Consider the following 24,223-nt stretch of genomic DNA (forward strand, 5'->3'; position numbering starts at 1 on the left):
GACCCGCATTCCCTCCCGTGGAGAAACCTCATGAAATCCGAAGAGCTCCGCGAGACCCGTACCGGCTCCGCACGGCAGGTGCGGCCGACCGGCTACTCGGTTCAGGAGGGGATGCGGGCGCAGCGCCGCCGTTCCCTGCGCAAGCTTGTGCTCGTCTGCACCACCGCGGCTCTCCTCGTCGCGGGCACAGTGGTGGCCCTGGTGGCGAACGGCGGTGCGGGCAAAGGGAGTTCCACGCCCGCACGCTCCGTCACGGGCGTGGTGGCGCATCCCGATCAGTCACCGCCGCGCGAGCTCATCGCGGCGGGCGAGTCCGTACTCTCCGCGTACTACACGGCAAAGCCGGTGAAGCTGCCGAACGGCGACGGGACCGTCAGCTATCAGTGGTCCCTGCTCGATCCGGCGAACCAGCGTTATGAGCCGACCGACTGGGCCTGGCTCGATGTCGCCCCCGGTCTGCGCAGGGCCGCGGTCCTGGAGCGGGGACTGCCCGCCGACCGGATCGGGCTGCTCGACCTGAGCACCGGCAAGGTGGAAAGCTGGATCGAGACCGACCACGGGGTCGGGAGTCTGGAGTTCTCTCCGGACGGCACGCGCCTGCTCGCCACGGCCTACGACTTGGACCCGGACGGACTGTTCAAGGACGCGCCCCAGCAGGTGAACGACAAGGTGCTGCCGGGGCCGAAGGCGAGCCGCAGCGGCTTCTACGTCATCGATGTCGCCGACAGGAAGGCGGAGTTCACGGCTCGGCCGGTACGGAAGAACGCACGGAGCATGGTCGCCGCCGGGCGGCAGGACTTCGGTTGGAGCGACGACGGCACGCTCGTCTGGGAGCCCTCGCAGATGTCGCCGGGCAAGGCGTTCCTCGACGTACGAGGCAAGGAGATGCCCGTACCGGAGGGGGAGAGGAATCCGGACCGTGCCGATGCGGGCACGTCGCCGGACGGGAAGCTGCTCGCAGGCAGGATGACCCAGGACAACGCGGCGATCGCCTCGGAGGTGTTCGACACGGATACCGGCGAACGCGCCGGGCTCGTCCCCGGACAGCAGTTGCTCACCTGGGCGGACGACCGCCATTTGATCGCCTGGCGCTGCGACCCCGCGCGATGCGAGCCCGGATCAGGCGAGTTCAGGAACCAGCTGATCCTCGTCGGCCTGGACGAGGAGGCCGTGGTGCCGCTCTCCGGATTCCAGCAGCCGGACCTCGACGCCCCAGGACGGTGGACACCGCTGTTCACCCGACGCTGACGCACAGAGCGCGACGAGTGGACAGCGCTGCCTTCCCTGCCCGTTGTTCCTGCGTGATCTCTACTCGTTGAACCAGATCGACTTCACCGGGGCGCCGCCGCCGTTCCAGGTGAGCCACATCTGATAGTCGCGCAGGTTGCCGATGTTGTAGCCGTCCTTGCCGCAGTTGGCGTCGCCGCCGTCCTCGACCGTGAGCACGAAGTCATTGGTGCCGGACTCGAGCAGACGCCCCTTGACGCCGAACCCGTCGGCCTTGGTGTCGCAGACCTCGAACATGTCACCGTCGTCGATGAAGGTGAACTTCCCGTGGCTGCTCGTAATGGTCCGGTTGGTATCGGCCAGTGCCGGCGAAGCCGTGAAAACAAGCAGTGTGGCCACGCCCGTGCCGGCCACGGCTATACGGGAAAGCGTCTTACGCATGGTCCCCTCATTCTGTTGTACTCGCCGCGCGAAAACACGGCAGTGAGCTGACTGATCGCCGCCGAGCCTAGGTCAACGCGCTTTCTCAGCAAGCGATTTCGCGAGGAAAGCACCGCGCCCCTCCCTCACGGAGAGCAACGCCTGAAGGACGTCTGCCCGAGGCATGCGTGCAACACGCGAGAAATGCGAAGCATCGGGTGAATCACAAATGCACATACGAGTACACGGGGTGCACACGACCTCTACACGTGTGGCACACATCACAGCAGGGGCGTCCGTCACCCCGCCCCCCACCCCTCCCGAGGCTCCAACTGCACCTGCAACAAAGGGTGTTGATCACTTTGGCCACCCAGGGCGCACACGTGTGGCGCAGGTCACATTCGCCTGAGAGGTATACAGACCGTGTCCGCTTGCTCGCTTGTGCACACATTCACCACTCCTTCACGCACCACAACGAACGAGTGTCCTACTTTCCCTCCTCGCCCTTCATCACGCTGCGTATATCTCGATCTTCGACCATATCCCTGCGAAATCGCTTGCTGTTAAAGGCAGTTGGCCTAAGCTCGGCGGCGATCAGTCAGCTCACTGCCGTGTATTCAAGCGGCGAGGAAAGGAAAATAGGGGACCATGCGTAAGACTCTTTCCCGTATAGCCGTGGCCGGCACGGGCGTGGCCACACTGCTTGTTTTCACGGCTTCGCCGGCACTGGCCGATACCGACAAGACCATCAGCAACGGCCACGGCTGGATGAAGTACTACGACGACGGTGACACCTTCCAGGTCTGCGACACCAACGCCGACGGTCACGGCGTGACCGGTGAACTGGTCCAGGTGTACCCGGGCGGCTCCACCACCATCCGGCTCACCCTCACCGACGGCGGCGACTCCGGGTGCAGCGCGAAGAAGGGCTACAACGTCGGCAACGGCTTCAACGAGCAGTACGAGATGTGGCTCTCCTGGAACGGCGGCGGTGCCACCGTGAAGTCCGCGCCCTTCAACGAGTAGCTTCCACCCGACGCCCAGTCAGTGCCGGAGCCCCTGAACTCCCCTGTGACAGGGCGGAGTTCAGGAGGTTCGGCACTCCGCTCCGGTCACCCGTCCGCGCCGAGGACCAGCCCTGACGTCGGGACCCCTGTTCCCGCCGTCACCAGCACGTTCGACGCCCCGGATATCTGGTTCACCGAGGTGCCGCGCAGCTGCCGCACACCCTCCGCGATCCCGTTCATCCCGTGCAGATACGCCTCGCCGAGCTGCCCGCCGTGGGTGTTGATCGGGAGGGCCTCCTCGGCGACATAGGAGGCGGCCTCGCCCGGCTTGCAGAAGCCGAACTCCTCCAGCTGCATCAGCACGAACGGGGTGAAGTGGTCGTACAGGATCCCGACGTCGATCTCCTCGGGCCGCAGCCCGGAGGTGCGCCACAACTGCTTGGCCACCACGCTCATTTCCGGCAGCCCGGTCAGATCGTCCCGGTAGAAGCTGGTCATCGCCTCCTGCTTGCGCCCCGCGCCCTGCGCCGCCGCGGCGATCACGGCCGGCTTGTGCCGCAGCTCGCGGGCGCGCTCCACGCTGGTCACCACGATCGCCTGTCCGCCGTCCGTCTCCTGGCAGCAGTCGAGCAGCCTGAGCGGTTCGACGATCCAGCGCGAGGCCGCATGGTCGGCGAGCGTGATCGGCTTCTCGTAGAAGTACGCGGCGGGGTTGTTCGCCGCGTACTTGCGGTCGGTGACGGCCACATGTCCGAAGGCTTCCGGCGTCAGACCGTACGCATGGAGGTAGCGCTGTGCCGCCATCGCCACCCAGGACGCGGGCGTGAGCAGGCCGAACGGCAGCGACCAGCCGAGCGCCGCGCCCTCCGCGGACGGCTCGCGCTGCTGTACGCCGGAGCCGAAGCGGCGGCCCGACCGCTCGTTGAACGCCCGGTAGCAGACGACGACTTCGGCCACCCCGCTCGCCACCGCGAGCGCCGCCTGCTGGACGGTCGCGCAGGCCGCGCCGCCGCCGTAGTGGATCCGCGAGAAGAAGGAGAGCTCGCCGATCCCGGCCGCCTGGGCGACGGTGATCTCCGGGTTGGTGTCCATCGTGAAGGTGACCATGCCGTCGACATCGGCCGGGGTGAGCCCGGCGTCGTCGAGCGCGGCCTGCACGGCCTCGACGGCGAGCTTGAGCTCGCTGCGGCCGGAGTCCTTGGAGAACTCGGTCGCGCCGATCCCCGCGATCGCGGCCCTGCCCCCGAGACTGTCCCGGTTGCGGACGCTCATGACGCCTCCCCGCCGATGAGCACGGTGACCGTGCCGGTCACGTGCTTGCCGATCCCATTGGCCCCGACCACTGCGACCTGCGCGGTGTTCTCCTCCACGGAGGTCACCTTGCCGGTCAACACCATCGTGTCCCCGGGGTAGTTGGGCGCACCGAGCCGTATCGCTACCTTGCGCAGCACGGCGCCGGGGCCGAAGTGGTCGGTGATGTAGCGGCCGACCAGGCCGTTGGTGGTCAGGATGTTCATGAAGATGTCGGGGGAGCCCTTGGCCTTCGCGAGCTCCGCGTCATGGTGCACGTCCTGGTAGTCGCGCGAGGCGATGGCGCCCGCGACGATCAGGGTGCGGGTGACCTGGATCTTGAGCGGCGGCAGCTCGTCGCCGGGCGCCCAGGTCCGGACGGCACTCATCGCGCTTCCTCTCCCACGGGCGCAGGACCCGCGATCTCACCGGCGGGCACCGGGCCCGCGATCTCACCGGCAGGCACCTGGCCCGCGTTCCCGCCATCAGGAACCGGGCCCGCGATCAACTCGCCCAGCTCGGCGAGCACTTCGGCCCCGCACCCCAGATACGCCGCGATCTGCCGCCCCCACAGGAAGTGCCGGTGCACGGGGTGGTCCAGGTCCGCGCCCATGCCACCGTGCAGATGCTGGCCCGCGTGCACCACGCGGGTGCCCGCCTCGGCCGCCCACCAGGCCGCGGTCAGTGCGGCCTCGCGGTAGCCGAGCAGTTCGTCCCTGCGCCAGGCGGCCTCGTACGCGGTGACCTTGATCGCCTCGGTGTCCATATACGCGTCCGCCGCCCGCAGCAGCACGGCCTGCTTGGCCGCGAGCGGCTTGCCGAACTGCTCGCGTACGGAGGTGTATTCGACCGCGCGGGCCAGGGATCCGGCGCAGACCCCGGCCTGCACCCCCGCGAAGGCGGTCCGCGCATCGGCGAGCACCCGCTCGTACGCTCCCTCGCCCCCGATCCGCTCGCCCGGTGTGCCGTCGAGCAGCAGCCGCCCGCCCGACCAGGGAGCGGTCAGCTCGACGTCCTCGACCCTGGCATCGGCAGTCCGCACCATCCACAGACTGTGATCGGCCGCCGCGACCAGCACATGACTCGCGTCCCGAAGCCAGGGCACCCAGGCGACCCTGCCCGTGAGCGCGGCCCCGTCCGCCCGTACACCCGAAGCAGCCGGGAACGCCCCCGTCGCCACCGCCGACCCGTCCTCGAACCCCGGCAGCAGCCGCGCCCGCTGCTCGTCCGTGCCATGGGTGTCGACCGCGAGCAGCCCATACACACAGCTCGCCGCGAACGGCACCTGTGCCGTGGTCCGCCCCTGCTCCTCCAGAAGCAGCACGAGCCCGAGCAGCCCGATGTCCCGTACGGCGCCGATCAGCCCGGAGGACCCGAGCGCCTTCCACAGCTCGGCGTCCGTGCCGGGACCGCGCGCCGCGAGCCGCTCCGGCGTCGAGAGGTCACCGAAGATCTGCGCGGCGAGCTCCCGCGCGGCCGACTGCTCCTCCGTAGGCGTGAAATCCATCAGGCTGTCCTCCCCACCGAGTCCACCGGCCGGAACACCGGCACCTCCAACTCCTCGTCCACCCTCAGGAATTCGAGGTGGACGGGCATCCCTATCCGCACCTCGTCATGCGGGACCCCCACCACATTGCTGATCATCCGCACGCCCTCGGCGAGCTCGATCAGCCCCACCGCGTACGGGGGATCGAAGGCCGGGAAGGGCGGGTGGTGCATCACCACGTAACTGAAGACGGTGCCCTCGCCGCTCGCCTCGACTGTGTCCCATCCCGCGCTGCCACAGGAGTTGCAGCCCGGCAGCCAGGGGAAACGCAGCACCGAGCACTCCGTGCAGCGCTGGATGAGCACCTTGTGCTCCTCGACGCCCTTCCAGTAGCCGGCATTGTCCCGGTTGACCACCGGCCGCGGCCGCCGCGCGGGCTTCTGGGACTCCTTCTTCGAAGTACGCCTGGCCGGCGCGAACTTCAGGATCCGGAAGCGGTGGGTGCCCGCCGGCTCCCCGTTCGCCCGGACGTCCATCCGCGTCGTCACGAAGTGCCCGGTCCCCAGCTTGGTGGTCTTCCGCTCGGACACCGACTCGATGACGGCCTCGAAGGTGATCTCGTCGCCCGCCCTCAGCGGCCGCAGATACTCCTGCTCGCAGTCCGTCGCCACCACCGAGCTGAACCCGGCCTTGTCGAGCAGCGCGAACAGCTCCTCCTGCGCGGCCGACCGCCCCTGATGCCCGCCGAGCCCGCCCATCGTCCAGGCCTGGAGCATCGTGGGCGGAGCCATGGCGTCGGGCCCGGAGTACGCCGGATTCGTATCGCCCATCGCCTCGCACCAGTGCCTGATCATCGGCTCGTTGACCAGGTCGCGGCCCACCCCGCCCTCGGCGGCGGGCAGGCCTTCGTACGCCTTCAGCTCCTCGTACAGGCTGTCGCCCTTCGACTCCTCGGGCAGGCCGTCGGTCCTCGACACCTCAGAAAGGCCGTCGCTCACCGCTTCACCCTCCTCATGCCGAGCCGCATCGTGGCCACGATCTCCCGCTGCACCTCGCTCACCCCTCCCCCGAAGGTGTTGATCTGGGCCGCGCGGTTCATCCGCTCCAGCTCGCCGTCCCCGAACGCCCCCGGCGAGCCGCCGCGGACCGTGCCCGCGGCGCCCGTGATGTCCTGACACATTCGATACACCTCGACGGCCGATTCGGTTCCCACGAATTTCACGCCCGAGGCGTCGCCGGGTGCGAGCGTCCCGGCCCCCACATCCCCCACAAGTCGCCAGTTGAGCAGGCGTGTTGCCGCAAGCCGTGCATGCACCTCTGCCAGCCGTGACTGCACCCACGGAACGTCAACCGGACGCTTTCCCGTCACCGGATCAGGCGTACGGGCATACGTCAGCGCCTCCGCGTAGAAGTCCTCGGCCTGCATGCCGATCGCGGCCAGAGCGACGCGCTCGTGGTTGAGCTGGTTGGTGATCAGCCCCCAGCCCTCGTTCTCCGCGCCGACGAGGTTGCCGGCGGGGACCCGTATCCCGTCGTAGTACGTGGCCGTGGTGGTCAGGCCGCCCACCGTATGGATGGGGGTCCAGGAGAAGCCGGGCGCGTCGGTCGGCACCAGGATGATCGAGATGCCCTTGTGCTTGGGGGCGTCGGGGTCGGTGCGGCAGGCGAGCCAGATCCAGTCGGCGTTCTGGGCGTTGGACGTGAAGATCTTCTGGCCGTCGATCAGCCAGGATTCCCCGTCCCGTACGGCCTTGGTGCGCAGCGACGCGAGATCCGTGCCGGCCGAGGGCTCGCTGTACCCGATCGCGAAGACGATCTCGCCGCTCAGGATCCGCGGCAGGAAGTAGTCCTTCTGCTCCTGCGTCCCGTACTTCATGAGCGTCGGGCCGACGGTGTTCAGCGTCACCATCGACACGGGCGCACCCGCGCGGTACGCCTCGTCGAAGAACACGAACTGCTCGTCGGGACCGCGCCCTTGGCCCCCGTACTCCTCGGGCCAGCCGAGCCCGAGCCGGCCGTCCGCGCCGATCCGCCGAAGGAGCCGGCGCTGTGCGGCGGGGTCGTCGGCGAGCGCGGTGCGGTCGGGCGGCATCACGTCCCGGAAGTACGCACGCAGCTCGGCGCGCAGCTCCTGCTGGCGCTCGGTTGGGGCGAGGTGCACGGCGGCGGCCTCCCTGACCTCGTACGAATGAAGGTTTCTGACTGTCCGTCAGATGCCTATCGGTGTCAAGGTGCACAACCTCGCCCATGGCCGCGAACACGCCTGCGCGGCGGCACCTTCCGGCACCGCCGCGCGAGCGTTCCCCCATCCCCCTCGGGCCGGTCATCCGGTCCCGGGCCTACCAGAGCTCGGTGAAGTTCACCTCGACGTTCTCGTTCGACTGGTGGATGGCGGTGAAGCCCGAACCGTTCACCTGGGCCTGGTTGTTCTGGTTGGAAGCGCCGGCGCCGGTGGCCACCTGCTGGTTGGTGCCGGAGTTGCCGTTGTTGTTCTTGCCCACACCGCTGCCGACGATGCTGGCCACGCTCGTGTTCGATCCGTCGTCCGCAAACCCGCCGTTGTCGGCCTGTGCGACCCCGGTGAAGAGGGCGGCTGCGAGGGGCAGGGCGGCAGCGGCGGCAATGATGCGGGCGGTACGGATGCTTGCCATGTCAATTCCTCCATCGACCGGGCGGACCCGGCGGATCAGAACCGGCTGAGCCGGTAAGTGCGGTGTTTGCCAGGGCAGTTGGCCGACCACCTTGGCGATGTGCACGACGTCGCGAGATCAGAGTTGCCCACGCAATCCCCGGCGAACCACCCCTCAGCGGATCTTTCCCCCGCGAGTGTGAGGACAAGTCGATAAACCTGCACGAACCCATAATTGCCGCAGGTCAGCGGCGCGCTGACGACTCCGGAAGGCCACCGGGCGAGGCGCCGCAAGAGAGGAAGCGTTCCGGCTCGGGAGGGCCGACCACCCCCGCCACTCACCCATACGAGGCAGGGATCCCCTCTTCCCTTCTTCGAACACTCGTACGAAAATGAACACATGGCCACCTTCGACCGGCATGCCACGACCCTGGCCCTCGCCCACGCCCTGTCCGCAGCCGAACGCGGCCTCGCCGTGATCCCCCTCTCCCGCACGAAGCTCCCGGCTCTGCGCTCCCCGCACCACGAGGACCCCGTGGACGCACCCCAGTGCCACGGCGAATGCGGCCGCCCCGGGCACGGTGTGTACGACGCGAGCACCGACCCCTTCCGTATCCGCGAACTCTTCGCCGCGGCCCCCTGGTCCACGGGCTACGGCATCGCGTGCGGCCTCCCGCCGCACCACCTCATCGGCATCGACCTCGATACGAAGACGGGCACGGACTCCTCGGCGCTCCTGCGCGAGCTGGCCTTACGCCACCTCTTCACGATCCCGCCGACGGTCGTCGTGATGACCCCGAGCGGCGGGCGCCATCTGTGGCTCTCGGGTCCGCCCGACATCGTCGTGCCCAACTCGGCCAGCCGTCTGGCCCCCGGCATCGACGTCCGCGGCGCCGGCGGCTATCTGGTCGGCCCCGGCTCCCGCAGCGAGCACGGCGTCTACAGCACGGCCCCCGGCACGGCCCACCTCGCGCCCGCACCCTGCCCGCGCGCCCTGCTCCGCCTCCTCACCCCTGCCCCTCGTACGAAGGCGGCGCCTGCGGGCGGTTCGCATCAGGGCCGCGGCCTGGTCCAGTTCGTCCTCGGCGCGCGCGTGGGCCAGCGCAACACCCGCCTGTTCTGGGCGGCTTGCCGCGCGTACGAGAACGGAATCGGCGACGACCTGGCCCGCCACCTGACCGACGCGGCGGTCCGCACGGGCCTCACGGAACGCGAGGCCCGCGCGACGATCGCCTCGGCGGCACGACTGACGGCGGGGCGGGAGGTCTGAGCGGCGGCTTGGGCTGTTGGCTCGGACTCCGGTCCCGGCCTGTCGCACGGGTCTGTCGTCGCAGCCTGCCGTCTCCGTCGGCCGTGTCCGTCGGCCGTGTCCGTCGGCCGTGTCCGTCGTCCGTGTCCGTCGTCCGTCTCAGTCGGCGGTCGACGTCGGCGGATCTTCCGCGTCGTACGCGCCCAGGGCCACCAGCCGCAGCTCCTGCAGCCCGGCCAGATCGTCCGGCGTCAAGGAGGACCGGGCGAGCGCCACGGCCGCCCGGCCTTCCAACGCCGCCCACGCGGTGCGGGCCCGTTTGTTGCCGAGCACGCGCCGGTCACAGCGCAGGAACCCCGCGCCGGCCGCGAACCCCGCCGACGCGAGGGCGAGGAGCGCGGCCGGCACACGTGCGTCGGCCGTCGCGAGACCCGTCGCTGCGGAGACGGCGGCGAGCAGCGCCGCCGGGAAGCCGAAGGCGATGTCGGCCTTCGTCCAGAACGCGGCCCGCCGGTGCGCGAGCGCCCGCATACGCGCCGCTTCCTCGCGCAGCGCGGTGATCTCGGCGCGCAGCGAGGGCGTGGAGGCGTCCGCCGGCGCCGGGGATGCCGACGGCGGGGATGCCGACAGCGGATCCGCCTGCGCCGAGGCCGGATCGTCCGATGCGAGAGTCACCTTCCGATTCAACACCGGTGATGCACAGGGCAGTTGATAGGGAAGCAGAACAGTTTTGCACCCCCTGAGTCGTACGATCCCTCCGGAACCACACCCCCGGCCCGGCCCGAGCTCCCCCACCGATTGCGACGCCCGGTAGGCTGGCCTCTGCTCCGCAGCAGGTGAGGGCGGAGCGAGGTGGGTTGCCCGAGCGGCCTAAGGGAACGGTCTTGAAAACCGTCGTGGCGCAAGTCACCGTGGGTTCAAATCCCACACCCACCGCAGCAGGTCAGCGTAGGTGCTGGTCAGAAGGGGTGCCCCGGTTTTCGGAGCACCCCTTTCGCATGCGCCTTCGCCCTCTCGGCACGAAGACGGGTTGGGGTGCTCCCGCGATCCCGTCACCGTGAGGACCCGCCGCGCGAGGGTGCGGGGACATGGCGGCGGCCGCCGACTCGGCAGCGGCCGCATGCCCTGGGTGACCTCGAAGCTTCCCGCGCCGTCGCCACCCGAGCACTCCCGGAGAGCAGAACCCGGCGGCGTGGAAACCCGGGCCTCGAACCTGCTCCGCGGGACGCACCGGACCCGTTGGCCTCAGCGGGAGTCGAGGCGGGCCCGGCGATCAACACGTACGCCGCAGGCTCGCTCTGCCACGGGACGCGGCCTCAACCACCGCGCCCGGACGGCACAGGGAGACCTGACTCCGACCCTAGCCCACACGGCTACGACCACCCCCCCATAGCCCGACACTGTTACACCCGCGTACACCCGCGCGATGGCCGGTGGGTCCTTGAGCCCGCGGTGCTCCGGGCTCGGCAGCGCTACAGTCCGCGGCATGGGGTGGTGGGGACGTGGCAGGCTCGTGCGGACACGGCCGTGCCGCTGGTGCAAAGAGCCGGTCGAACAGCGGAGTCGGTGGCGCAGACGGCGGTACTGCAACTGGACATGCCGCAGCCGCTACGGCGTGCTCTCCTCCGTCCTCCGGTTCCTCGACAGCCTGTAGCCGTCGGCACAGCTGCGTCTACGGCTACGTCTGCGACGCGGGGCCCTGAGGCCGAGCGTCGCGAGGGCGGGCGTGGGCGATGCGCAGTGTGGTGGCCAGGGCTTCCGTCAAGTGAGCGGCCAGGTAGCGGAGTTCGGGCTCTGTCGTGGCGCTCGGGAGCATGACACGGGCGTGGGCGACGAGGTCGTCGGCCATGGCGAGCTGGGTGGATTCCACGGCGTCGGCGATACGGGAGACGGGGCCCGTGCCGTCCCCGATCAGGTAGCAGGGCTTGCCCTCGGGGCCCACCCAGGGGAGCAGACGGGGCCGCGGCGGTTCGGAATGCGACATCAGGCCACCTCCACGCCGTGGATCCAGTACGGGCCGGGGGCGTCGATCCCGTACGTCGCGAGCATCAACGCGTGGCGCCGCTCGTGCTGTTCGTGGGCGGTCAGATACGGGCGTACGAGAGGGCTCGCGCCCGGATCCGCCGCTTCGGCGAGGAACAGGCCGAGGCTGTACGGGCTGCGGTGGGGCGGGGGTGGTGCGAGGTCGGGCCAGAGGGCCGGCTGGTCCAGCCGTACGGGAGCCGGGGGCCCGGACCGTCCGGCGCGGACGGGAATCCACAGCCCGGCGAGGGCACCGAGCAGAAGGCTCACCCAGGGGATGAGGGTGCCGATAGGGTCGCTCATGTCGTCAGCTCCTTGGGTTTCGCTGATGGCCATGCCCCCGGGCGGTTGCCTCCGTCGCGGGGGTACTTACCGATCGCGGTCTACCGCAGTCTACTGCGGTCGCGAGGTCTACCGCAGTCTTTTAGCGTCCACTGCATGAATGCGGAGCTCGATCGCACCCGTCCCATCTGGCGCCAGGTAGCCGCGGCCATTGCTGCCCGCATCGAGGACGGGACCTATCCGGTCGACACCCGCGTGCCGTCCGTAGTCGAGTTGGCGACCGAGTTCGGCGTGGCCACCTCGACCGCCCAGAAGGCGCTGGCCCACCTCAAGGCCGAGGGCTACGTACGCGCGGAGGTCGGCCTCGGCTCCTTCGCCACCCGCCCAGAGGACCGCGACGCCTGACATGGGCGCAGAAGCCGCCGCGATACGCCGTTTCTGGAGCGGACTCGCACTGCCCGGACTGATCGACGTACACACCCACTTCATGCCCCACCAGGTGATGAAGAAGGTCTGGGCGTACTTCGACTCCGTCGGGCCGATGACCGGCGGGCTCGCCTGGCCGATCACGTACCGGAAGGAAGAGGCCGAACGCACCGCCCTGCTAAGGGAGTTCGGCGTCCGCGCCTTCACCTCCATGATCTACCCGCACAAGCCCGGCATGGCCCGCTGGCTGAACGGCTGGGCCGCCGAGTTCGCCGCGCGTACGCCCGACTGCCTGCACACCGCGACCCTCTATCCCGAGCCGGATGCCGCCGCCTACGTCCGGGAGGCCGTGGACTGCGGCGCGCGGGTCTTCAAGGCCCATGTACAGGTGGGCGCCTACGACCCGGCCGACGAACAGCTCGACGAGGTCTGGGGGCTGCTCGCGGAATCCCGTATCCCCGTCGTCATCCACTGCGGCTCCGGGCCCTCGCCCGGCAGGCACACCGGCCCGGGCCCCGTCGCCGAGGTCCTGGCCCGCCACCCGCGACTGCGGCTGATCATCGCGCACCTGGGCATGCCCGAGTACGAGGAGTTCCTCGGCCTGGCCGAGCGGTACGACGAGGTCCGGCTGGACACGACGATGGCGTTCACCGACTTCAGCGAGGCGTTCGTACCGTTCCCGCGCGGCGCCCTGCCCCGGCTTGCCGACCTGGGCGACCGCATCCTGCTCGGCACGGACTTCCCCAACATCCCGTATCCGTATGTGCACCAACTCCAGGCCCTTGAACGCCTGGAGCTCGGCGACGACTGGCTGCGCGCGGTCTGCCACGACAACGCGGCCGGACTCTTCGGAGTCGGCACCGACAAGCACCGCCCGTAAGCCGAAGAGCCCATACGCGGTACGCCCCCTACACAGAACCCAGCCGCATCGCCGCAATATGCCCCGGGACAGGCACCCCCGCCGGAACCTCCGGTGCCGGGACCGGCGGACCGTACGCGGAGTGGAGGGGGAGGTTGCCCGCCCAGCGGCCCGAGGCGGCGTCGGGGCCGTCGCCGTCGTCCGGCGGGCCTGCGGCGATCTTGACGGAGACCTCGTCGAGGGGAAGCTTGAGGAGCGTGGTGGCGGCCAGTTCCTTGCGGTTGGGGCGGCGGGCGTAGTCCCACTGGCCCGGAGCGCACTGTTCGGTGAGAACACGCAGCCCTTCGAGCTTCTCCTCGCCGGTGACCGCGACAGGGGTGCCGTAGACCATCGCGCAGCGGTAGTTGACGCCGTGCTCGAAGACGGAGCGCGCGAGGATCAGACCGTCGACATGCGTGACCGTGACGCACACCTCGGGCTGCGGATCCTGGCTCAGGCTGCGGCTGGCGACCGAGCCGTGGAAGTAGAGCGCGTCGGCGGTCGCCCCGTACACCGTGGGGACCACCATCGGCGTCCCGTCCACGACGACGCCCAGATGACAGACGAACCCGGCCGCCAGGATCGCGTCCAGATCCGCCCGCCGCGTGCTGCCGTTCTCCTTCATCCGCCGGTGCCGCGTGCGCTCCGTCACTGCGATTTCCGTCATTCCTGCCTCACCCGTGCACGTGTTCCGTCGGGGACGAGCATGCTGGCAACGAAATCCGGCCTTGGCAAGGGTTGTCCACAAGAGGCGTACAGCCTCGCGGCCGCCCTCGGGCGCGGCTACTGTCCGCTCGAGGCACGGCCATCACCCGTACCGCAGGAGAGGGCACCCATGGCATCGAAGCGTTACGAGCGGCTCGCGCAGATCCGGCGGCTCCATCCGGAGCGCGACGCGCTGGAGATCTACCGGCTCATGGTCGCGTACGAGTTCCCCTGGGATGTGACCCGCGCGCTCGAACTCGCCCTGTACCGCACGTACGCCGTGCCCTCCATCGGCCGGCTGCTCGCCGAGACCGCGGAGCTGACAGGGCGTTCGCAGAAGCGGTACGACGACACCGCGCTGCTGCTCGACACCGTGGTGGAGTTCGGCTTCTCGTCCGACAAGGGGCGCAGCGCCATCCGCCGGATCAATCAGATGCACCGCAGCTACGACATCGGCGACGACGACATGCGCTATGTCCTGAGCACGTTCGTCGTGATGCCCAAGCGCTGGATCGACGCGTACGGATGGCGACGGCTCTCCCGGCACGAAACCGTGGCCACCGTGACGTACTACCGCACGCTCGGCCGGCACATGGGAATCGCCGACATCCCCGCCACCTACGAGGAGTTCGAGCAGTGCCTGGACTCCTACGAGGAAACCCACTTCGGCTGGGACGCCCGCGCGCGCGAGGTCTCCGACGCGACCCTCGACCTCATGGCCTCCTGGTACCCGCGCCCGCTCGCCCCGCTGCTGCGCACCGGCGTCCTGGCACTCCTGGACGACCACTTGCTGCGCGCCTTCCGCTACGAGGCTCCGCCGGCCCGCACCCGCTCCCTGGTCCGGAGCGCGGTGCGGCTGCGGGGCCGTGCGGTACGGCTGCTGCCGCCGCGCGCGGCACCGCACTTCGCGCGCCAGAACCGGGAGATCAAGGGCTATCCCGACGGCTACCGCGTCGAGGAACTCGGCACCTGGCCTCGGCCGGGGATCCGGGGATGTCCGGTGGACTTCAGCCGCACATCGACTGGGTGATCGTCGTCGAGCCGTGCGAGCTCGTCACCGACTGACTCATCGACCTGGCGCCATCGCCCGTACCGCAGAAGGAGGTTGAGGTCACCTCGACGGATTTCCCGCCGGGCCCCGCGTACTGAACCACGGTCACCGGATCCTCCACGAGGTCCAGCGTCCAGTCCGTCGAGCCCATCGAGCCCATCGAGTCCGTCCACTCCGCCGAGGACGAACCGGGCTCCGCCACCGGATCGAATACGGGAGGCGGGGCGGCGGCAGCCGGAGTGGCGAGCGTGAAAAGCAGGGCCGCAGGGAGCAAGGTCTTGGCGTACACCCCGGGCAGTATCGGGACCGCGAGGTCCCGCTGTCCGGTAACACGCCGCAGCAGGAGGGCAGTTCAGCCTCCCTGTGCGGCGAAGACCGCCGCCGACCCACCTGAAGGACCGCACATGAACCACACTTCGGCACGCGTCGCCCTCGTGACCGCCGGGCTTCTCCTGTCCGCCGCGGCCACGGGCGCCGCGGCGGCCGACGAGCCCGACACCGAACAGGCCCCGACGCTGACCGCCTTGGCGACCACCCGGTCCGTCACCGTGCACGAGGAGTTCCGTGTGGGAGGCAAGGCCGCCGCCTTCCCCGCGGGCACCGAAGTGACGCTGCAGCAGTGGCAGCGCAAGGGCTGGGTCAGCCTGCCGGCGCAGGTGCGCACGAAGAAGGACGGCACCTACAGCATGCGCGTCAGGCTCGGCATGAAGGGCCCCAACTCGCTGCGCGTCATCGCCTGCACCGCGCCCGAGTCGGACGCGTACACGATGCTCAACTCCCCGCCGGAGTGCACCGCTTCACAGCCGCTGCGGGTCACGGTGCGCTGAACTCACGCCGCGGGGGCCTCGACGCAGATCCCCCGCGGCCCAGTTGTCGTACGGCAGCACCATTGCCGTACGGCAACTCAGTGGTTGTAGCTGCGGACCGGCGTCGCCGCCCGGTGGTTGTACCCCTTGCCGTCCGAGCGCCAGCCGGTCCTCGGTGCGCCGAAGCCGCTCGCCGTGCCCGGCCAGGTGAACATCGCGATGCGGCCGTCGCCGTACCCGTACAGCGTGCCGATGTCGGCGCGGCCGTCGCCGTCGTAGTCGCCGGTGAGCACCTTCATGTTCGGATACGTCCAGCTCCCGGCCCGCGCCTGGTACGCGCCGACCGGGGCGGCGAACCGGCCGTCGGCCGAGGCCTTCAGGGTGAAGATGCCGTCGCGGCCGTCCGCGTAGTCGTACCAGAGGGCGAGGTCCTCGACGCCGTCACCGTCGAAGTCACCGGCGTGCGGATGGGCGCGGGTGAAGCTGCCGAAGGTCCCGCTGCTCCACGAGGCGGTCCGCGTGAAGCCGCCGACCGGGGTGGACAGGAAGCTGTGGGCCGTCAGAGTGCCGTCCTCCGCCCCGTACAGAGCCGCCAGGTCGTCCCGCCCGTCCCCGTTGAAGTCGCCGGTGAGCAGCTTGCTCCGGCTGCGCTGCCAGGACGCGGTCTCCTCGTGCGCGGCCACGGGGGCGGCGAACCCGCCGTCGGGCCCTGCCGCGAAGGTGAAGATCCGATTGCCGCCCGCGCTGTACGCGTACCAGGCGGCGATGTCGTCACGGCCGTCGCCGTTGAAGTCCCCGCTCTGGATCGTCATCGAACTCCCGTAGAAACCACCGGGCTTGGACTGCCAGGAGGCCACGGGCCGCGCGAAGCCTCCGTCCGGCTTCGCCAGCGCGGTGATCAGGCTGACCTTGCCGCCCTGGTAGTCGTAGAGCAGCCCGACGTCCGCGCGCCCGTCGCCGTTGTAGTCCCCGGTCGTGAACTGCATCCGACTCACGTTCCAGCTGCCGGGGTTCGAGGCGTACGAGCCGAAGGGCTGCCGCAGTGTGCCGTCGGCGTTCGCGAGGAGGGTGTGCAGGGCGGAGTGGCGGTCGCCGTACAGATACCAGGCGGCCATGTCGCTGCGGCCGTCGCCGTCGTGGTCGTGGCGCGGGGCGATCTCGCCGCCGGGCGGCGCCACTTCGAGGTCGAGGACGAACGGCGTGCCGGTGTCGACGCCCAGTGCGGCGCCCCACTCGTTCTTGCGGAAGGCGGTGCCCGCCGTCTCGGTCCGGCCGCCCGGCGCGTCGGGAGCGACGGTGACCGGCACCTCGTAGTCGCCGTATCCACCGCTCGTACGACGACAGGTGACCGTGCTGCCCGACTGCGTGCACTCGGACGCCGCCTCGGTCACGCCCTGCGGTAGCTCGAACGTGAACTGCGGGGGTGAGATGTGATAGCCCTCGAACGCGTAGCCGGAGCCGAAGCGGGGCGTCGCCCCCGACGCCGGCGCCTTGATCCGCAGCGTGTGCGCGCCCTGACCGGTCAGCGACTGCGTGCTCCTCGGCCGCCCGGCCACGGTGTACGCATGGGTCTGCGTGCCGTCCGGCGAAGCGGCGTCGATGGTGAACGTGCTGCCCGCGGTGCCCTCCTCGGTCACGACCTGGGCCGTGACGACCCGCTCGTTCGGGACGGTGACCTCGTGGGCGGTGCAGGTGAGGACGGAACCTGCCGCTGAACAGTCGAAGGCCTGGCCCGCCGAGATCTCGCCCCATGCGGCGGACCCGGATCCGGAGAGCCTGTACGTGAACTCCTCGCCGGCGACGCCCTGTTGGGTACGGGTCGCCACGTACTGCGCGGTGCTCCCCTCCGTGACGCTCACGCCCACGGGCGCTTCGGCCGCCACGGCCGAGGGCGGCACCACGGCCCCCGCGCAGACGAGGGCCGCACCCGCGACCAGAACGGCGCAACGGACGGAGGACCGTACGAAGGGAATCACCATGAGGGCGATACCTACCCAAGTTCGGATATTCGCCCCGTACGGCTACTCGGCTTTCACTCCGTACGGCTACTCCTCATCCGCCCCGTACGGCTACTCCGCCTCGCCCTTGCTCCCGAGCACCACGTCCACCGTGTGCTCCTTGCCGTCCCTCTCGTACGTAAGCTTCACGGTGTCGCCCGGCTTGTGCGTCCAGATCTCGCTGATCAGCGTCGGACCGCTGTCGATCGGGCGGTCGTCCAGCTTGGTGATCAGGTCGCCGGGCTTGAGGCCGGCCTTGTCCGCGGGCCCGCCCGGGGTGACCGGTTCGGTGCCGCCCGCGCCCTTCTCCGTGATGCGCGCGCCGCCGTCGCGGCTGGTCTCGTCGATGGTGACCGAGGCGCCGATCATCGGGTACGTGGCCTTGCCGTTCTTGATCAGCTCCTGGGCGACGTTCTTCGCCTGGTTGACCGGGATGGCGAAGCCGAGGCCGATCGAGCCCGCCTGCTGACCGCCCATGCCGCTGCCGGCCGACTGGATCGCGGAGTTGATGCCGATGACCGCGCCGCGCGCGTCGAGCAGCGGGCCGCCGGAGTTGCCCGGGTTGATCGAGGCGTCCGTCTGCAGCGCGCTCATGTACGAACGGGCGGCGCTTGAGCCGTCGCTGGAGGCGACCGGACGGTTCTTGGCCGAGACGATGCCGGTGGTCACGGTGTTGGAGAGCCCGAAGGGCGCGCCGATGGCGATCGTCGAGTCGCCGACCGCGACCTTGTCGGAGTCGCCGAGGGCGAGCGGCTTGAGGCCGGTGGCGTTCTTCAGCTTGAGCACGGCCACGTCGTAGCCCTGCGCCCGGCCGATCACCTCGGCCTCGTACTTCTTGCCGTTGGAGAACGTGGCCGACAGCTTGCCGCCCTGTGCGGCCGTCGCCACCACGTGGTTGTTCGTGAGGATGTGGCCCTCGCGGTCGTAGACGAAGCCGGTACCCGTACCGCCCTCGCCGTCGCCGCCCTGCGCGTCGATGGTCACGACGCTCGGCAGCGCCTTGGCCGCGATGTCCGCGACGGTGCCCGGCTCGCGCTTGAGGTCGGCCGGGGTGTCCGAGGCGGAGACGGTCGTGGAGTCCGTACCGCTGTCATTGCGCTCGGCGGCCCAGTAGCCGATGCCGCCGCCGACACCACCGGCGACCAGCGCGGCGGCGAGCACGCCCGCGACGAGGCCGCCCCTGCGGGACTTGGGGGACGCGGGGGCCGGCTGGTAGCTCGCGCCCCATTCCTGTCCACCGCCGCCGTTCGCGTACGCGGGGGTGGCGGGCGGCTGCGGCGGCCAGCCGCCGTCGGGGCCGGCCGCCTGGGGCTGACCCGGGTGTCCGGGCTGAGCGTGCTGAGCGTGCTGAGCGTGCTGGCCGTAGTGGCTGTGCTGGCCGGGCTGGCTATGGGGTGCCTGCCCGAACCCGGCCGACTCGTGACCGGCTGAGGGCTGCGCGGCGGGCTGTGCGGCCTGGTGCGGCGCACCCGTCGGCGGAACCGGCGGCAGCTGCGCCGTCTCGCCCGCGGCCACGGGCGGCAGGGGGGCGGTCACGTTCTCGTCATGAGAGGGACCGGAGGGCGCGGAAGGCGCGGGGGGCGCGGAAGGCTGGGCGTGCGCCGTCGGCTCAACCGGGTGCGCCGACTGGACTGAAGGAGAGGCTCCGTCGGCCTGCGCGTCAGCACCTCCCGTAGAGGAAGCGGGCGCAGCACCTCCCGTGGAAGAAGCCGGCTCAGCACCTCCCGCAGAAGAAGCGGCCGCTTCCTCCGGGGAAGAAGACGGAGGCGCAGGAGGTACGGACGGGGCGGGGGGAACCTCGTTGCCCTCGTTCTCGGTGCTCACAGCTCTACTCCTCGATCCACGGCGTCAGCTCTTCTATTGGGCCGCACTTATGCTCCGCAAGCCTTTCCCACCGGACGTCAGGGCGCCGTAAGCCGCACCTGTGCATCCGTCGCCCATCCTCGGCGGCGGCCGGAACCGGCGCATCCGCTGAGACTCCGTCAGGTCACCTGACCTACGCCACGGGTACCCCGAGGAGTGACACCATGTCGCGGTGACTTCCGCACAAACCCCGCAGAGCGACCCCCGGCCGAGCCGCCCCATTCAAGTGGTGGCCCACCGCGGCGCCTCCGAGGACGCCCCCGAGCACACCCTCACCGCGTACAAGAAGGCGATCGAGGACGGCGCGGACGCGCTGGAATGCGATGTCCGGCTCACGGCCGACGGACACCTCGTGTGTGTCCACGACCGGCGCGTCAACCGTACGTCAAACGGCCGCGGAGCCGTCTCCGCCCTGGAGCTCGCCGACCTCGCCGCCCTCGACTTCGGCTCCTGGAAGAACAGGGAGGACGGCCCGGACTGGGAGGAGACCTCCGTACTGACCCTGGAGCGGCTGCTCGAACTGGTCGCGGACGCGGGCCGCCCCGTGGAGCTGGCCATCGAGACCAAGCACCCCACCCGGTGGGCGGGCCAGGTCGAGGAGCGGCTGCTTCTGCTGCTCAAGCGTTTCGGCCTGGACGCTCCGAAGACACCGGCGGATTCTCCGGTACGGGTGATGAGTTTCTCCGCCCGTTCCCTGCAGCGCGTCCGGGCGGGGGCGCCCACCCTGCCGACCGTCCACCTCCTGCAGTTCCTGACGCCGCGCACCCGTGACGGCCGGCTGCCACAAGGAGTACGGATCGCTGGTCCCGGCATCCGGCTCGTGCGCAACCACCCCGCGTACATCGAGAAGCTGCAGCGGGCCGGGCACCAGGTGCACGTATGGACGGTGAACGAGCCGGAGGACGTGGACCTCTGCGTCCGGCTCGGCATCGACGCGATCATCACCAACCGCCCGCGGGCGGTCCTGGAGCAGCTCGGCCGCAGCTGAGCTGAACAGCACCCACAGCCGTCACTCACGCAGAGTGCACCGGCGCGTTCGGAGCGTGTCCGTTTGCCCCGAGTGCGTCATCAGGCGGTCATAACGGTGTCTCGTATGCGGATTGGCCGGTTTCCGGTCCAGTCCATTGGGGCATCCACACCGTGGCGTGGGGCTAAGGAGGTCTCGGGGGTGGCGTTGGTGGTGGCACAGGAGGTGCCGGCGTCGTCGAGCATGGCCGTACCTCATGGTCCTGCAGGCGTAGGACGAGCAAGACATTGCATGCGTGATCAGCTGCGTATCAGCGGCGTATCCGAAGCTGTCATCGACGATGCCGTCCTGATCCTTTCCGAACTGCTCAGCAATGCCTGCCGGCATGGCCGACCGCTCGGAGACGCGGCGACCGTGGGGGACGGCAATGTGCGGGCGGCCTGGCGACTGGACAAATCCGGTCGATTGACGGTCGAAGTGACGGACGGAGGCGGTCCGACCCGACCAGTTCCAGCCACGCCGTCGGTCACGGCGCGCGGCGGCCGGGGGCTCGGCATCATCGCGGCGCTGTCCGACGACTGGGGCGTACGCGACGGCGCGTCCGGCGAGGTCACGGTCTGGGTCGTCCTCACGACGGGCCACCATCGCGAGGACTTCGCTACGCGTGTCACTGGGCCTGGTGAGGTGTTCGGCGAACTCGGCTGAGGGGCTGAGGGTCTGAGGGTCTGAGGGTCTGAGGGTCTGAGGGTCTGAGGGTCTGAGGGTCTGAAGGGCTGAGGGTCTGGGACGCTGCCGGGCCGAGGCGGTCGAGCCGAGGCGGTCAAACCGAAGGGGTCGAGCCGAAGCAGTCGAGCCGAGACCGTCCACTGTTGCCGGCCGGGCGTTGTCAGTGGGCACCGATAGCCTCAATAGGGGCGGGCCCCCGGGAGGGCGGGTTCTGTCCGGCCTACGGCGCGGCCCGCAGCGGCTAGGCTCACCGCCGTACCGCCCAAGCCGTGACCGGGAGACGCACGATGGCCAAGAAGCGCCCTCAGACGAAGAAGCCGCAGAAGGCGCAGATCATCGACGGGGAGATCCCTGTCGTCGGCGCGCGCGAGCCCTGCCCCTGCAACTCGGGCCGTCGCTACAAGGCCTGTCACGGCCGCGCCGCCGCGCAGGCCGTGACGGAGCTGGTGCACCGCCCGTTCGAGGGGCTGCCCGGCGAGTGCGACTGGGTCGCGCTGCGCGAACTGGTGCCCGCCGCCACGGTGGAGCTCACCCTCAAGGACGGACTGCCCGAGGGCGTCCCCTCGGTGACGCTCGCGACCGTGCTGCCGATGGCGTGGCCGGGTCTGCGCCGCGAGGACGGCTCCGTCCTCATCGGGCTGCAGAACGACACGTCCTCCGGCGACCTCAGCCGCGACCTCGCCGACATCCTCACGCAGGCGCTCACCACCGAGCCGGGCAACCCGATCGCCGCCCGCCGCACCTCGGGCGAGGGACCGCGCCTGCAGGAACTCCTCGACCCCAAGGGCCCGTTCGAGCCGGTCGTGCACGAGGGCTTCGAGTTCTGGGTGCCGGACGCGGAGAACGCCAGCACCGAGGTCAGCGCCTCCCTGGAGCGCGCCAACGCCGCCGCCATCCCGACCGTGAAGCTCACGGGCGTGGACTCCGCGTACTGGTGCGAGACCCCGGAGAAGAACCACCTGCGCTGGGTCATGCCGCACCCCGAGGAGAAGCTGCTCGACGCGCTCGCGCGGCTGCACGCGGCGGGCACGTCGAGCCTGGGCGAGAACACCCGCCTGGTCGGCTCGTTCCGTGCGCACGGCCTGATGGTCCCCGTATGGGACCTGCCGACCGGCATGAGCGCGGCCGATGTCGAGAAGCCCGCCGCCGAGTTCGCCGAGCGCCTCGCCACGGCGCTCGCCGACGAGGCCCCGCTCACCGGTGAGGAGCGTCGCGCCCGCGGCGGCCTCACCAACCGGCAGGTCACGCTGAGCTGACCGGGCGGCCGAGCCCCGGGCGAATGGCTCCGGGCTGACCGGCCGGTCAGTCCGGAGCGGCCTATTGGGCACCCCGATGGCGATCACCGAGTGATCAGAAAAGGCCATTCATGATCGCCTGGGCCCACAGGAAAGCCATAGAAAAGGTATGAGACCGGTCACAACTCCCGGCCTTCCCCGGTAAATCCCCAGCGGATTGGCCGATACCGGCCGAGATCGAATTTGCGAACCGCAGATCTCTTGTTACCGTTCAAGTAGCCCGGTCGCTGGTGCATCCCCCGTCGCCAGCGACCGGGCCTTTCCATGCCCGCGCTCGGGCCCGCGCCCCTGCACACGCTTCAGGCGGCCGGCCGGCGGGCGCGCTCAACTGGCCGCGGCAGGCGCCGCATTGCTGCCGGAGCGCAACAGCATCGGACGCTCCTCGCCCTGGTCGCCATCGGTGCCTTCGCCGTCGGCCGCGGGCGCCGCGAATTCCGCCACCGCCGAATACGCCTCCCGCTCACCCGCCGTCCGCTCGCGCGGCGTCTCGCACGCACCCGGCTCGTCCCCCTCGTCGACGGCACAGTGCATCTGCACGGTCCGCCCGTCGGGCCCCATCAGGGTGAGCACCGAAGTGAGCTGCTCGCCGGTGGCATTGCGGTAGTACGTACGGGCCCAGGTGTCCTGGCCCTGGCTCAGCACACAGGTCTGTGCCTCGACGCCCTCGGGCGAGGCGAGTTCGGGTCCGCACTGCGCCGCGGTGGTCAGTCCGAGCCCGGCGAGCAGACCGGGCTCGGCCTGCTCGCTGCCCCACTCCTGCCCCGTCCGTACCGGCTCCGCCGACTTCCCGTCCGTATCGCCCTGGCCGCCCTCGGCACCTTCGGCAGCCGCCCCTTCCGGACGGCCGGCGACGGGCGCGGGCGCCTTCCCCCGTACGTCCTCTTCGAGGGCGCGCACCGGCCCGTCGGGGGGACCCACGGGACCCGCCACCGCACCAGCGAGCGGCAGCAGGACCGCGAGCAGCACGACGGCGATGAGCGCGGACATACGTGCTCGCTGCAACGGACCCACCTGCTCAACTGAACGGCAAAACAACGGAGGTGAGCCCGAAGATAGCGACGGCGCAGGGCCCTGGGGCCCCACGCACGCCCAAGGCGCCTAGAACTCGGGCGCGCTCACACCCGTATGAGTGAGGGTGTCGACGAGGACATCCACCAGGGCCTCGATGTCCGGCAGCCACGGGCGCGCCGAACCGGGCAGCGGGGCGCGCTCCCAGCGGACCTCGCCCTGGCCGGTCTCCGAGGGCGGCAGGACGACATAGCCGCCGCTGCCGTGGAAGCGGAGCGAGCCCGGCACGTGGTCCCTGGCGTAGAGCAGTTCGCCGAGCTGCGGCATCGAGTACGGCGCCACGAGCAGCGACCAGCGGTCGGGGGTCGCGACGACCGGGCCGACGCGGACGCCCTTGCGGTCGAGCACCGCGAGCGAACGGGCCGCCGCGATGGCCGGCAGACTCACCGCGCTGGGCCCCGGGCCGCCGGTGGCCAGGACGATCGGCGCCGTCGGGCGGTTGGTCCACCACCAGCGGACCATCCGCTCATCGCTGGTCGCGGCCAGGATGCCGGGGTCGAAGGGGTGGGCGCCCGGGGTGGCGCAGTCGGGGTCCGGGCACGCGCACTGCGGCGATCCTTGCTGCCGCAGTCCCACACCCGGGAGCACCGGCCACTGCCAGGAGCTCGCGAAGGTCAGGGCCGTGCCGAGCTGGTCAGGCCGCCTACCGGATCGCTTCGACAGGAGCCTGCGTCGCCTTCCGAGGATCTCGCGCATGAGCGCTCGTTCCTTTCCGTTGAAAACGCAGAGACACTACCGACACTGCGGGCCGCTTCGGATCACTTCGGACATTGCGGACACTCAATCGTGATTGAGTGGAGCACGCGTGG

At 70.2% G+C, this 24,223-nt stretch carries 26 protein-coding genes and 1 tRNA gene; 11 read left to right on the plus strand and 16 right to left on the minus strand.

Going from position 1 to position 24,223, the window contains the following annotated elements:
* The first annotated feature begins 30 nt into the window (after window positions 1-30).
* Window positions 31-1,248: a hypothetical protein gene (locus H9Y04_RS16165; RefSeq protein WP_187814582.1), complete on the plus strand. Its 1,218-nt coding sequence runs from the start codon at window positions 31-33 to the stop codon at window positions 1,246-1,248.
* 60 nt (window positions 1,249-1,308) lie between these two features.
* On the opposite strand, the gene H9Y04_RS16170 is transcribed toward H9Y04_RS16165, so the two are convergent.
* Window positions 1,309-1,668: a hypothetical protein gene (locus H9Y04_RS16170; RefSeq protein WP_187814583.1), complete on the minus strand. Its 360-nt coding sequence runs from the start codon at window positions 1,666-1,668 to the stop codon at window positions 1,309-1,311.
* Window positions 1,669-2,295: 627 nt separating this feature from the next.
* Here H9Y04_RS16170 and H9Y04_RS16175 point away from each other — a divergent pair.
* Window positions 2,296-2,673 (plus strand): hypothetical protein, encoded by a 378-nt coding sequence (locus H9Y04_RS16175; RefSeq protein ID WP_187814584.1) that lies wholly within the window; start codon window positions 2,296-2,298, stop codon window positions 2,671-2,673.
* An 86-nt stretch (window positions 2,674-2,759) separates the two neighbouring features.
* Here the strand turns inward: H9Y04_RS16175 and H9Y04_RS16180 are convergent, their stop codons facing one another.
* The 6 genes from H9Y04_RS16180 to H9Y04_RS16205 form a co-directional block, all read right to left on the minus strand.
* Entirely contained in the window at window positions 2,760-3,926 is a 1,167-nt protein-coding gene (locus tag H9Y04_RS16180; protein ID WP_187814585.1) for a lipid-transfer protein, read from the minus strand.
* The gene (locus tag H9Y04_RS16185) at window positions 3,923-4,333 is read right to left on the minus strand and encodes a MaoC family dehydratase (RefSeq protein WP_187814586.1); all 411 of its coding nucleotides are present in this window, start codon (window positions 4,331-4,333) and stop codon (window positions 3,923-3,925) included. The genes H9Y04_RS16180 and H9Y04_RS16185 overlap by 4 nt, the downstream gene beginning before the upstream one ends.
* Window positions 4,330-5,451: an acyl-CoA dehydrogenase family protein gene (locus H9Y04_RS16190; RefSeq protein WP_187814587.1), complete on the minus strand. Its 1,122-nt coding sequence runs from the start codon at window positions 5,449-5,451 to the stop codon at window positions 4,330-4,332. The genes H9Y04_RS16185 and H9Y04_RS16190 overlap by 4 nt, the downstream gene beginning before the upstream one ends.
* The gene (locus H9Y04_RS16195) at window positions 5,451-6,407 is read right to left on the minus strand and encodes a bifunctional MaoC family dehydratase N-terminal/OB-fold nucleic acid binding domain-containing protein (protein ID WP_187815071.1); all 957 of its coding nucleotides are present in this window, start codon (window positions 6,405-6,407) and stop codon (window positions 5,451-5,453) included. Before H9Y04_RS16195 ends, H9Y04_RS16190 begins: the two co-directional genes overlap by 1 nt.
* 17 nt (window positions 6,408-6,424) lie before the next feature.
* A complete protein-coding gene (locus H9Y04_RS16200; RefSeq protein WP_187814588.1) occupies window positions 6,425-7,591 on the minus strand; it encodes an acyl-CoA dehydrogenase family protein in 1,167 nt (388 codons plus the stop codon).
* A gap of 178 nt (window positions 7,592-7,769) precedes the next feature.
* Window positions 7,770-8,081, minus strand: coding sequence for a hypothetical protein (locus H9Y04_RS16205; protein ID WP_187815072.1), 312 nt, complete (start codon window positions 8,079-8,081; stop codon window positions 7,770-7,772).
* A gap of 378 nt (window positions 8,082-8,459) precedes the next feature.
* Here H9Y04_RS16205 and H9Y04_RS16210 point away from each other — a divergent pair, with 378 nt between their 5' ends.
* Window positions 8,460-9,329, plus strand: coding sequence for a bifunctional DNA primase/polymerase (locus tag H9Y04_RS16210; protein WP_187814589.1), 870 nt, complete (start codon window positions 8,460-8,462; stop codon window positions 9,327-9,329).
* A 138-nt stretch (window positions 9,330-9,467) separates the two neighbouring features.
* Here the strand turns inward: H9Y04_RS16210 and H9Y04_RS16215 are convergent, their stop codons facing one another.
* Window positions 9,468-9,983 (minus strand): hypothetical protein, encoded by a 516-nt coding sequence (locus tag H9Y04_RS16215; protein ID WP_308800997.1) that lies wholly within the window; start codon window positions 9,981-9,983, stop codon window positions 9,468-9,470.
* A 176-nt stretch (window positions 9,984-10,159) separates the two neighbouring features.
* On the opposite strand from H9Y04_RS16215, the gene H9Y04_RS16220 reads away from it, so the two are divergent.
* A tRNA-Ser gene (locus tag H9Y04_RS16220) sits at window positions 10,160-10,244 on the plus strand.
* Between the two features lie 742 nt (window positions 10,245-10,986).
* Here the strand turns inward: H9Y04_RS16220 and H9Y04_RS16225 are convergent.
* On the minus strand, window positions 10,987-11,292 hold the full coding sequence (locus H9Y04_RS16225) for a hypothetical protein (protein WP_187814590.1): 306 nt from the start codon (window positions 11,290-11,292) through the stop codon (window positions 10,987-10,989).
* Window positions 11,292-11,633 carry a hypothetical protein gene (locus H9Y04_RS16230; RefSeq protein WP_187814591.1) on the minus strand — a complete coding sequence of 114 codons (342 nt, stop codon included), beginning with the start codon at window positions 11,631-11,633 and terminating at the stop codon, window positions 11,292-11,294. Before H9Y04_RS16230 ends, H9Y04_RS16225 begins: the two co-directional genes overlap by 1 nt.
* A gap of 135 nt (window positions 11,634-11,768) precedes the next feature.
* On the opposite strand from H9Y04_RS16230, the gene H9Y04_RS16235 reads away from it, so the two are divergent.
* Window positions 11,769-12,017 (plus strand): GntR family transcriptional regulator, encoded by a 249-nt coding sequence (locus tag H9Y04_RS16235; protein ID WP_187814592.1) that lies wholly within the window; start codon window positions 11,769-11,771, stop codon window positions 12,015-12,017.
* Between the two features lies 1 nt (window position 12,018).
* Window positions 12,019-12,918: an amidohydrolase family protein gene (locus H9Y04_RS16240; RefSeq protein ID WP_187814593.1), complete on the plus strand. Its 900-nt coding sequence runs from the start codon at window positions 12,019-12,021 to the stop codon at window positions 12,916-12,918.
* A 28-nt stretch (window positions 12,919-12,946) separates the two neighbouring features.
* Here the strand turns inward: H9Y04_RS16240 and H9Y04_RS16245 are convergent, their stop codons facing one another.
* Window positions 12,947-13,603 (minus strand): pyridoxamine 5'-phosphate oxidase family protein, encoded by a 657-nt coding sequence (locus tag H9Y04_RS16245; protein WP_187814594.1) that lies wholly within the window; start codon window positions 13,601-13,603, stop codon window positions 12,947-12,949.
* A gap of 168 nt (window positions 13,604-13,771) precedes the next feature.
* Here H9Y04_RS16245 and H9Y04_RS16250 point away from each other — a divergent pair, with 168 nt between their 5' ends.
* Window positions 13,772-14,671 (plus strand): oxygenase MpaB family protein, encoded by a 900-nt coding sequence (locus H9Y04_RS16250; RefSeq protein ID WP_187814595.1) that lies wholly within the window; start codon window positions 13,772-13,774, stop codon window positions 14,669-14,671.
* Here H9Y04_RS16250 and H9Y04_RS16255 read toward each other — a convergent pair.
* Entirely contained in the window at window positions 14,649-14,981 is a 333-nt protein-coding gene (locus H9Y04_RS16255) for a hypothetical protein (protein ID WP_187814596.1), read from the minus strand. The two genes, H9Y04_RS16250 and H9Y04_RS16255, sit on opposite strands and share 23 nt — an antisense overlap.
* A gap of 115 nt (window positions 14,982-15,096) precedes the next feature.
* Between H9Y04_RS16255 and H9Y04_RS16260 the strand changes: the two genes are divergently transcribed.
* Complete coding sequence (locus H9Y04_RS16260; RefSeq protein ID WP_187814597.1) at window positions 15,097-15,519, plus strand: hypothetical protein; 423 nt, start codon at window positions 15,097-15,099, stop codon at window positions 15,517-15,519.
* Between the two features lie 77 nt (window positions 15,520-15,596).
* Here H9Y04_RS16260 and H9Y04_RS16265 read toward each other — a convergent pair whose 3' ends face one another.
* Window positions 15,597-17,477, minus strand: a complete 1,881-nt coding sequence (locus H9Y04_RS16265; protein ID WP_187814598.1) for an FG-GAP repeat domain-containing protein — start codon at window positions 17,475-17,477, stop codon at window positions 15,597-15,599.
* Window positions 17,478-17,567: 90 nt separating this feature from the next.
* Window positions 17,568-19,319: a trypsin-like peptidase domain-containing protein gene (locus H9Y04_RS16270; RefSeq protein WP_187814599.1), complete on the minus strand. Its 1,752-nt coding sequence runs from the start codon at window positions 19,317-19,319 to the stop codon at window positions 17,568-17,570.
* Window positions 19,320-19,530: 211 nt separating this feature from the next.
* Between H9Y04_RS16270 and H9Y04_RS16275 the strand changes: the two genes are divergently transcribed.
* From H9Y04_RS16275 to H9Y04_RS16285, 3 genes are all read left to right on the plus strand, one after another.
* Window positions 19,531-20,346 (plus strand): glycerophosphodiester phosphodiesterase, encoded by an 816-nt coding sequence (locus tag H9Y04_RS16275; protein WP_308800998.1) that lies wholly within the window; start codon window positions 19,531-19,533, stop codon window positions 20,344-20,346.
* Between the two features lie 105 nt (window positions 20,347-20,451).
* Window positions 20,452-21,030 (plus strand): ATP-binding protein, encoded by a 579-nt coding sequence (locus H9Y04_RS16280; RefSeq protein WP_187814600.1) that lies wholly within the window; start codon window positions 20,452-20,454, stop codon window positions 21,028-21,030.
* A 308-nt stretch (window positions 21,031-21,338) separates the two neighbouring features.
* Window positions 21,339-22,307: a DUF5926 family protein gene (locus H9Y04_RS16285; RefSeq protein ID WP_187815075.1), complete on the plus strand. Its 969-nt coding sequence runs from the start codon at window positions 21,339-21,341 to the stop codon at window positions 22,305-22,307.
* 363 nt (window positions 22,308-22,670) lie between these two features.
* Here H9Y04_RS16285 and H9Y04_RS16290 read toward each other — a convergent pair whose 3' ends face one another.
* Entirely contained in the window at window positions 22,671-23,357 is a 687-nt protein-coding gene (locus H9Y04_RS16290; protein WP_438818111.1) for a hypothetical protein, read from the minus strand.
* Window positions 23,358-23,444: 87 nt separating this feature from the next.
* Window positions 23,445-24,110, minus strand: a complete 666-nt coding sequence (locus H9Y04_RS16295) for a bifunctional DNA primase/polymerase (protein ID WP_187814601.1) — start codon at window positions 24,108-24,110, stop codon at window positions 23,445-23,447.
* Between the last annotated feature and the right edge of the window lie 113 nt (window positions 24,111-24,223).

The organism is Streptomyces polyasparticus, assembly GCF_014493765.1.
GTDB classification, from domain to species: Bacteria; Actinomycetota; Actinomycetes; order Streptomycetales; family Streptomycetaceae; genus Streptomyces; species Streptomyces polyasparticus.

What these genes read in the sequence shown, in the direction of transcription:
- H9Y04_RS16170 (WP_187814583.1), bottom strand. Translation starts at nt 1,668, where the DNA reads ATGCGTAAGACGCTTTCCCGTATAGCCGTGGCCGGCACGGGCGTGGCC.
- H9Y04_RS16260 (WP_187814597.1), top strand. Translation starts at nt 15,097, where the DNA reads ATGAACCACACTTCGGCACGCGTCGCCCTCGTGACCGCCGGGCTTCTC.
- H9Y04_RS16240 (WP_187814593.1), top strand. Translation starts at nt 12,019, where the DNA reads ATGGGCGCAGAAGCCGCCGCGATACGCCGTTTCTGGAGCGGACTCGCA.
- H9Y04_RS16285 (WP_187815075.1), top strand. Translation starts at nt 21,339, where the DNA reads ATGGCCAAGAAGCGCCCTCAGACGAAGAAGCCGCAGAAGGCGCAGATC.
- H9Y04_RS16235 (WP_187814592.1), top strand. Translation starts at nt 11,769, where the DNA reads ATGAATGCGGAGCTCGATCGCACCCGTCCCATCTGGCGCCAGGTAGCC.
- H9Y04_RS16210 (WP_187814589.1), top strand. Translation starts at nt 8,460, where the DNA reads ATGGCCACCTTCGACCGGCATGCCACGACCCTGGCCCTCGCCCACGCC.
- H9Y04_RS16295 (WP_187814601.1), bottom strand. Translation starts at nt 24,110, where the DNA reads ATGCGCGAGATCCTCGGAAGGCGACGCAGGCTCCTGTCGAAGCGATCC.
- H9Y04_RS16185 (WP_187814586.1), bottom strand. Translation starts at nt 4,333, where the DNA reads ATGAGTGCCGTCCGGACCTGGGCGCCCGGCGACGAGCTGCCGCCGCTC.
- H9Y04_RS16205 (WP_187815072.1), bottom strand. Translation starts at nt 8,081, where the DNA reads ATGGCAAGCATCCGTACCGCCCGCATCATTGCCGCCGCTGCCGCCCTG.
- H9Y04_RS16245 (WP_187814594.1), bottom strand. Translation starts at nt 13,603, where the DNA reads ATGACGGAAATCGCAGTGACGGAGCGCACGCGGCACCGGCGGATGAAG.
- H9Y04_RS16190 (WP_187814587.1), bottom strand. Translation starts at nt 5,451, where the DNA reads ATGGATTTCACGCCTACGGAGGAGCAGTCGGCCGCGCGGGAGCTCGCC.
- H9Y04_RS16280 (WP_187814600.1), top strand. Translation starts at nt 20,452, where the DNA reads ATGCGGATTGGCCGGTTTCCGGTCCAGTCCATTGGGGCATCCACACCG.
- H9Y04_RS16230 (WP_187814591.1), bottom strand. Translation starts at nt 11,633, where the DNA reads ATGAGCGACCCTATCGGCACCCTCATCCCCTGGGTGAGCCTTCTGCTC.
- H9Y04_RS16165 (WP_187814582.1), top strand. Translation starts at nt 31, where the DNA reads ATGAAATCCGAAGAGCTCCGCGAGACCCGTACCGGCTCCGCACGGCAG.
- H9Y04_RS16175 (WP_187814584.1), top strand. Translation starts at nt 2,296, where the DNA reads ATGCGTAAGACTCTTTCCCGTATAGCCGTGGCCGGCACGGGCGTGGCC.
- H9Y04_RS16250 (WP_187814595.1), top strand. Translation starts at nt 13,772, where the DNA reads ATGGCATCGAAGCGTTACGAGCGGCTCGCGCAGATCCGGCGGCTCCAT.
- H9Y04_RS16225 (WP_187814590.1), bottom strand. Translation starts at nt 11,292, where the DNA reads ATGTCGCATTCCGAACCGCCGCGGCCCCGTCTGCTCCCCTGGGTGGGC.
- H9Y04_RS16265 (WP_187814598.1), bottom strand. Translation starts at nt 17,477, where the DNA reads ATGGTGATTCCCTTCGTACGGTCCTCCGTCCGTTGCGCCGTTCTGGTC.
- H9Y04_RS16180 (WP_187814585.1), bottom strand. Translation starts at nt 3,926, where the DNA reads ATGAGCGTCCGCAACCGGGACAGTCTCGGGGGCAGGGCCGCGATCGCG.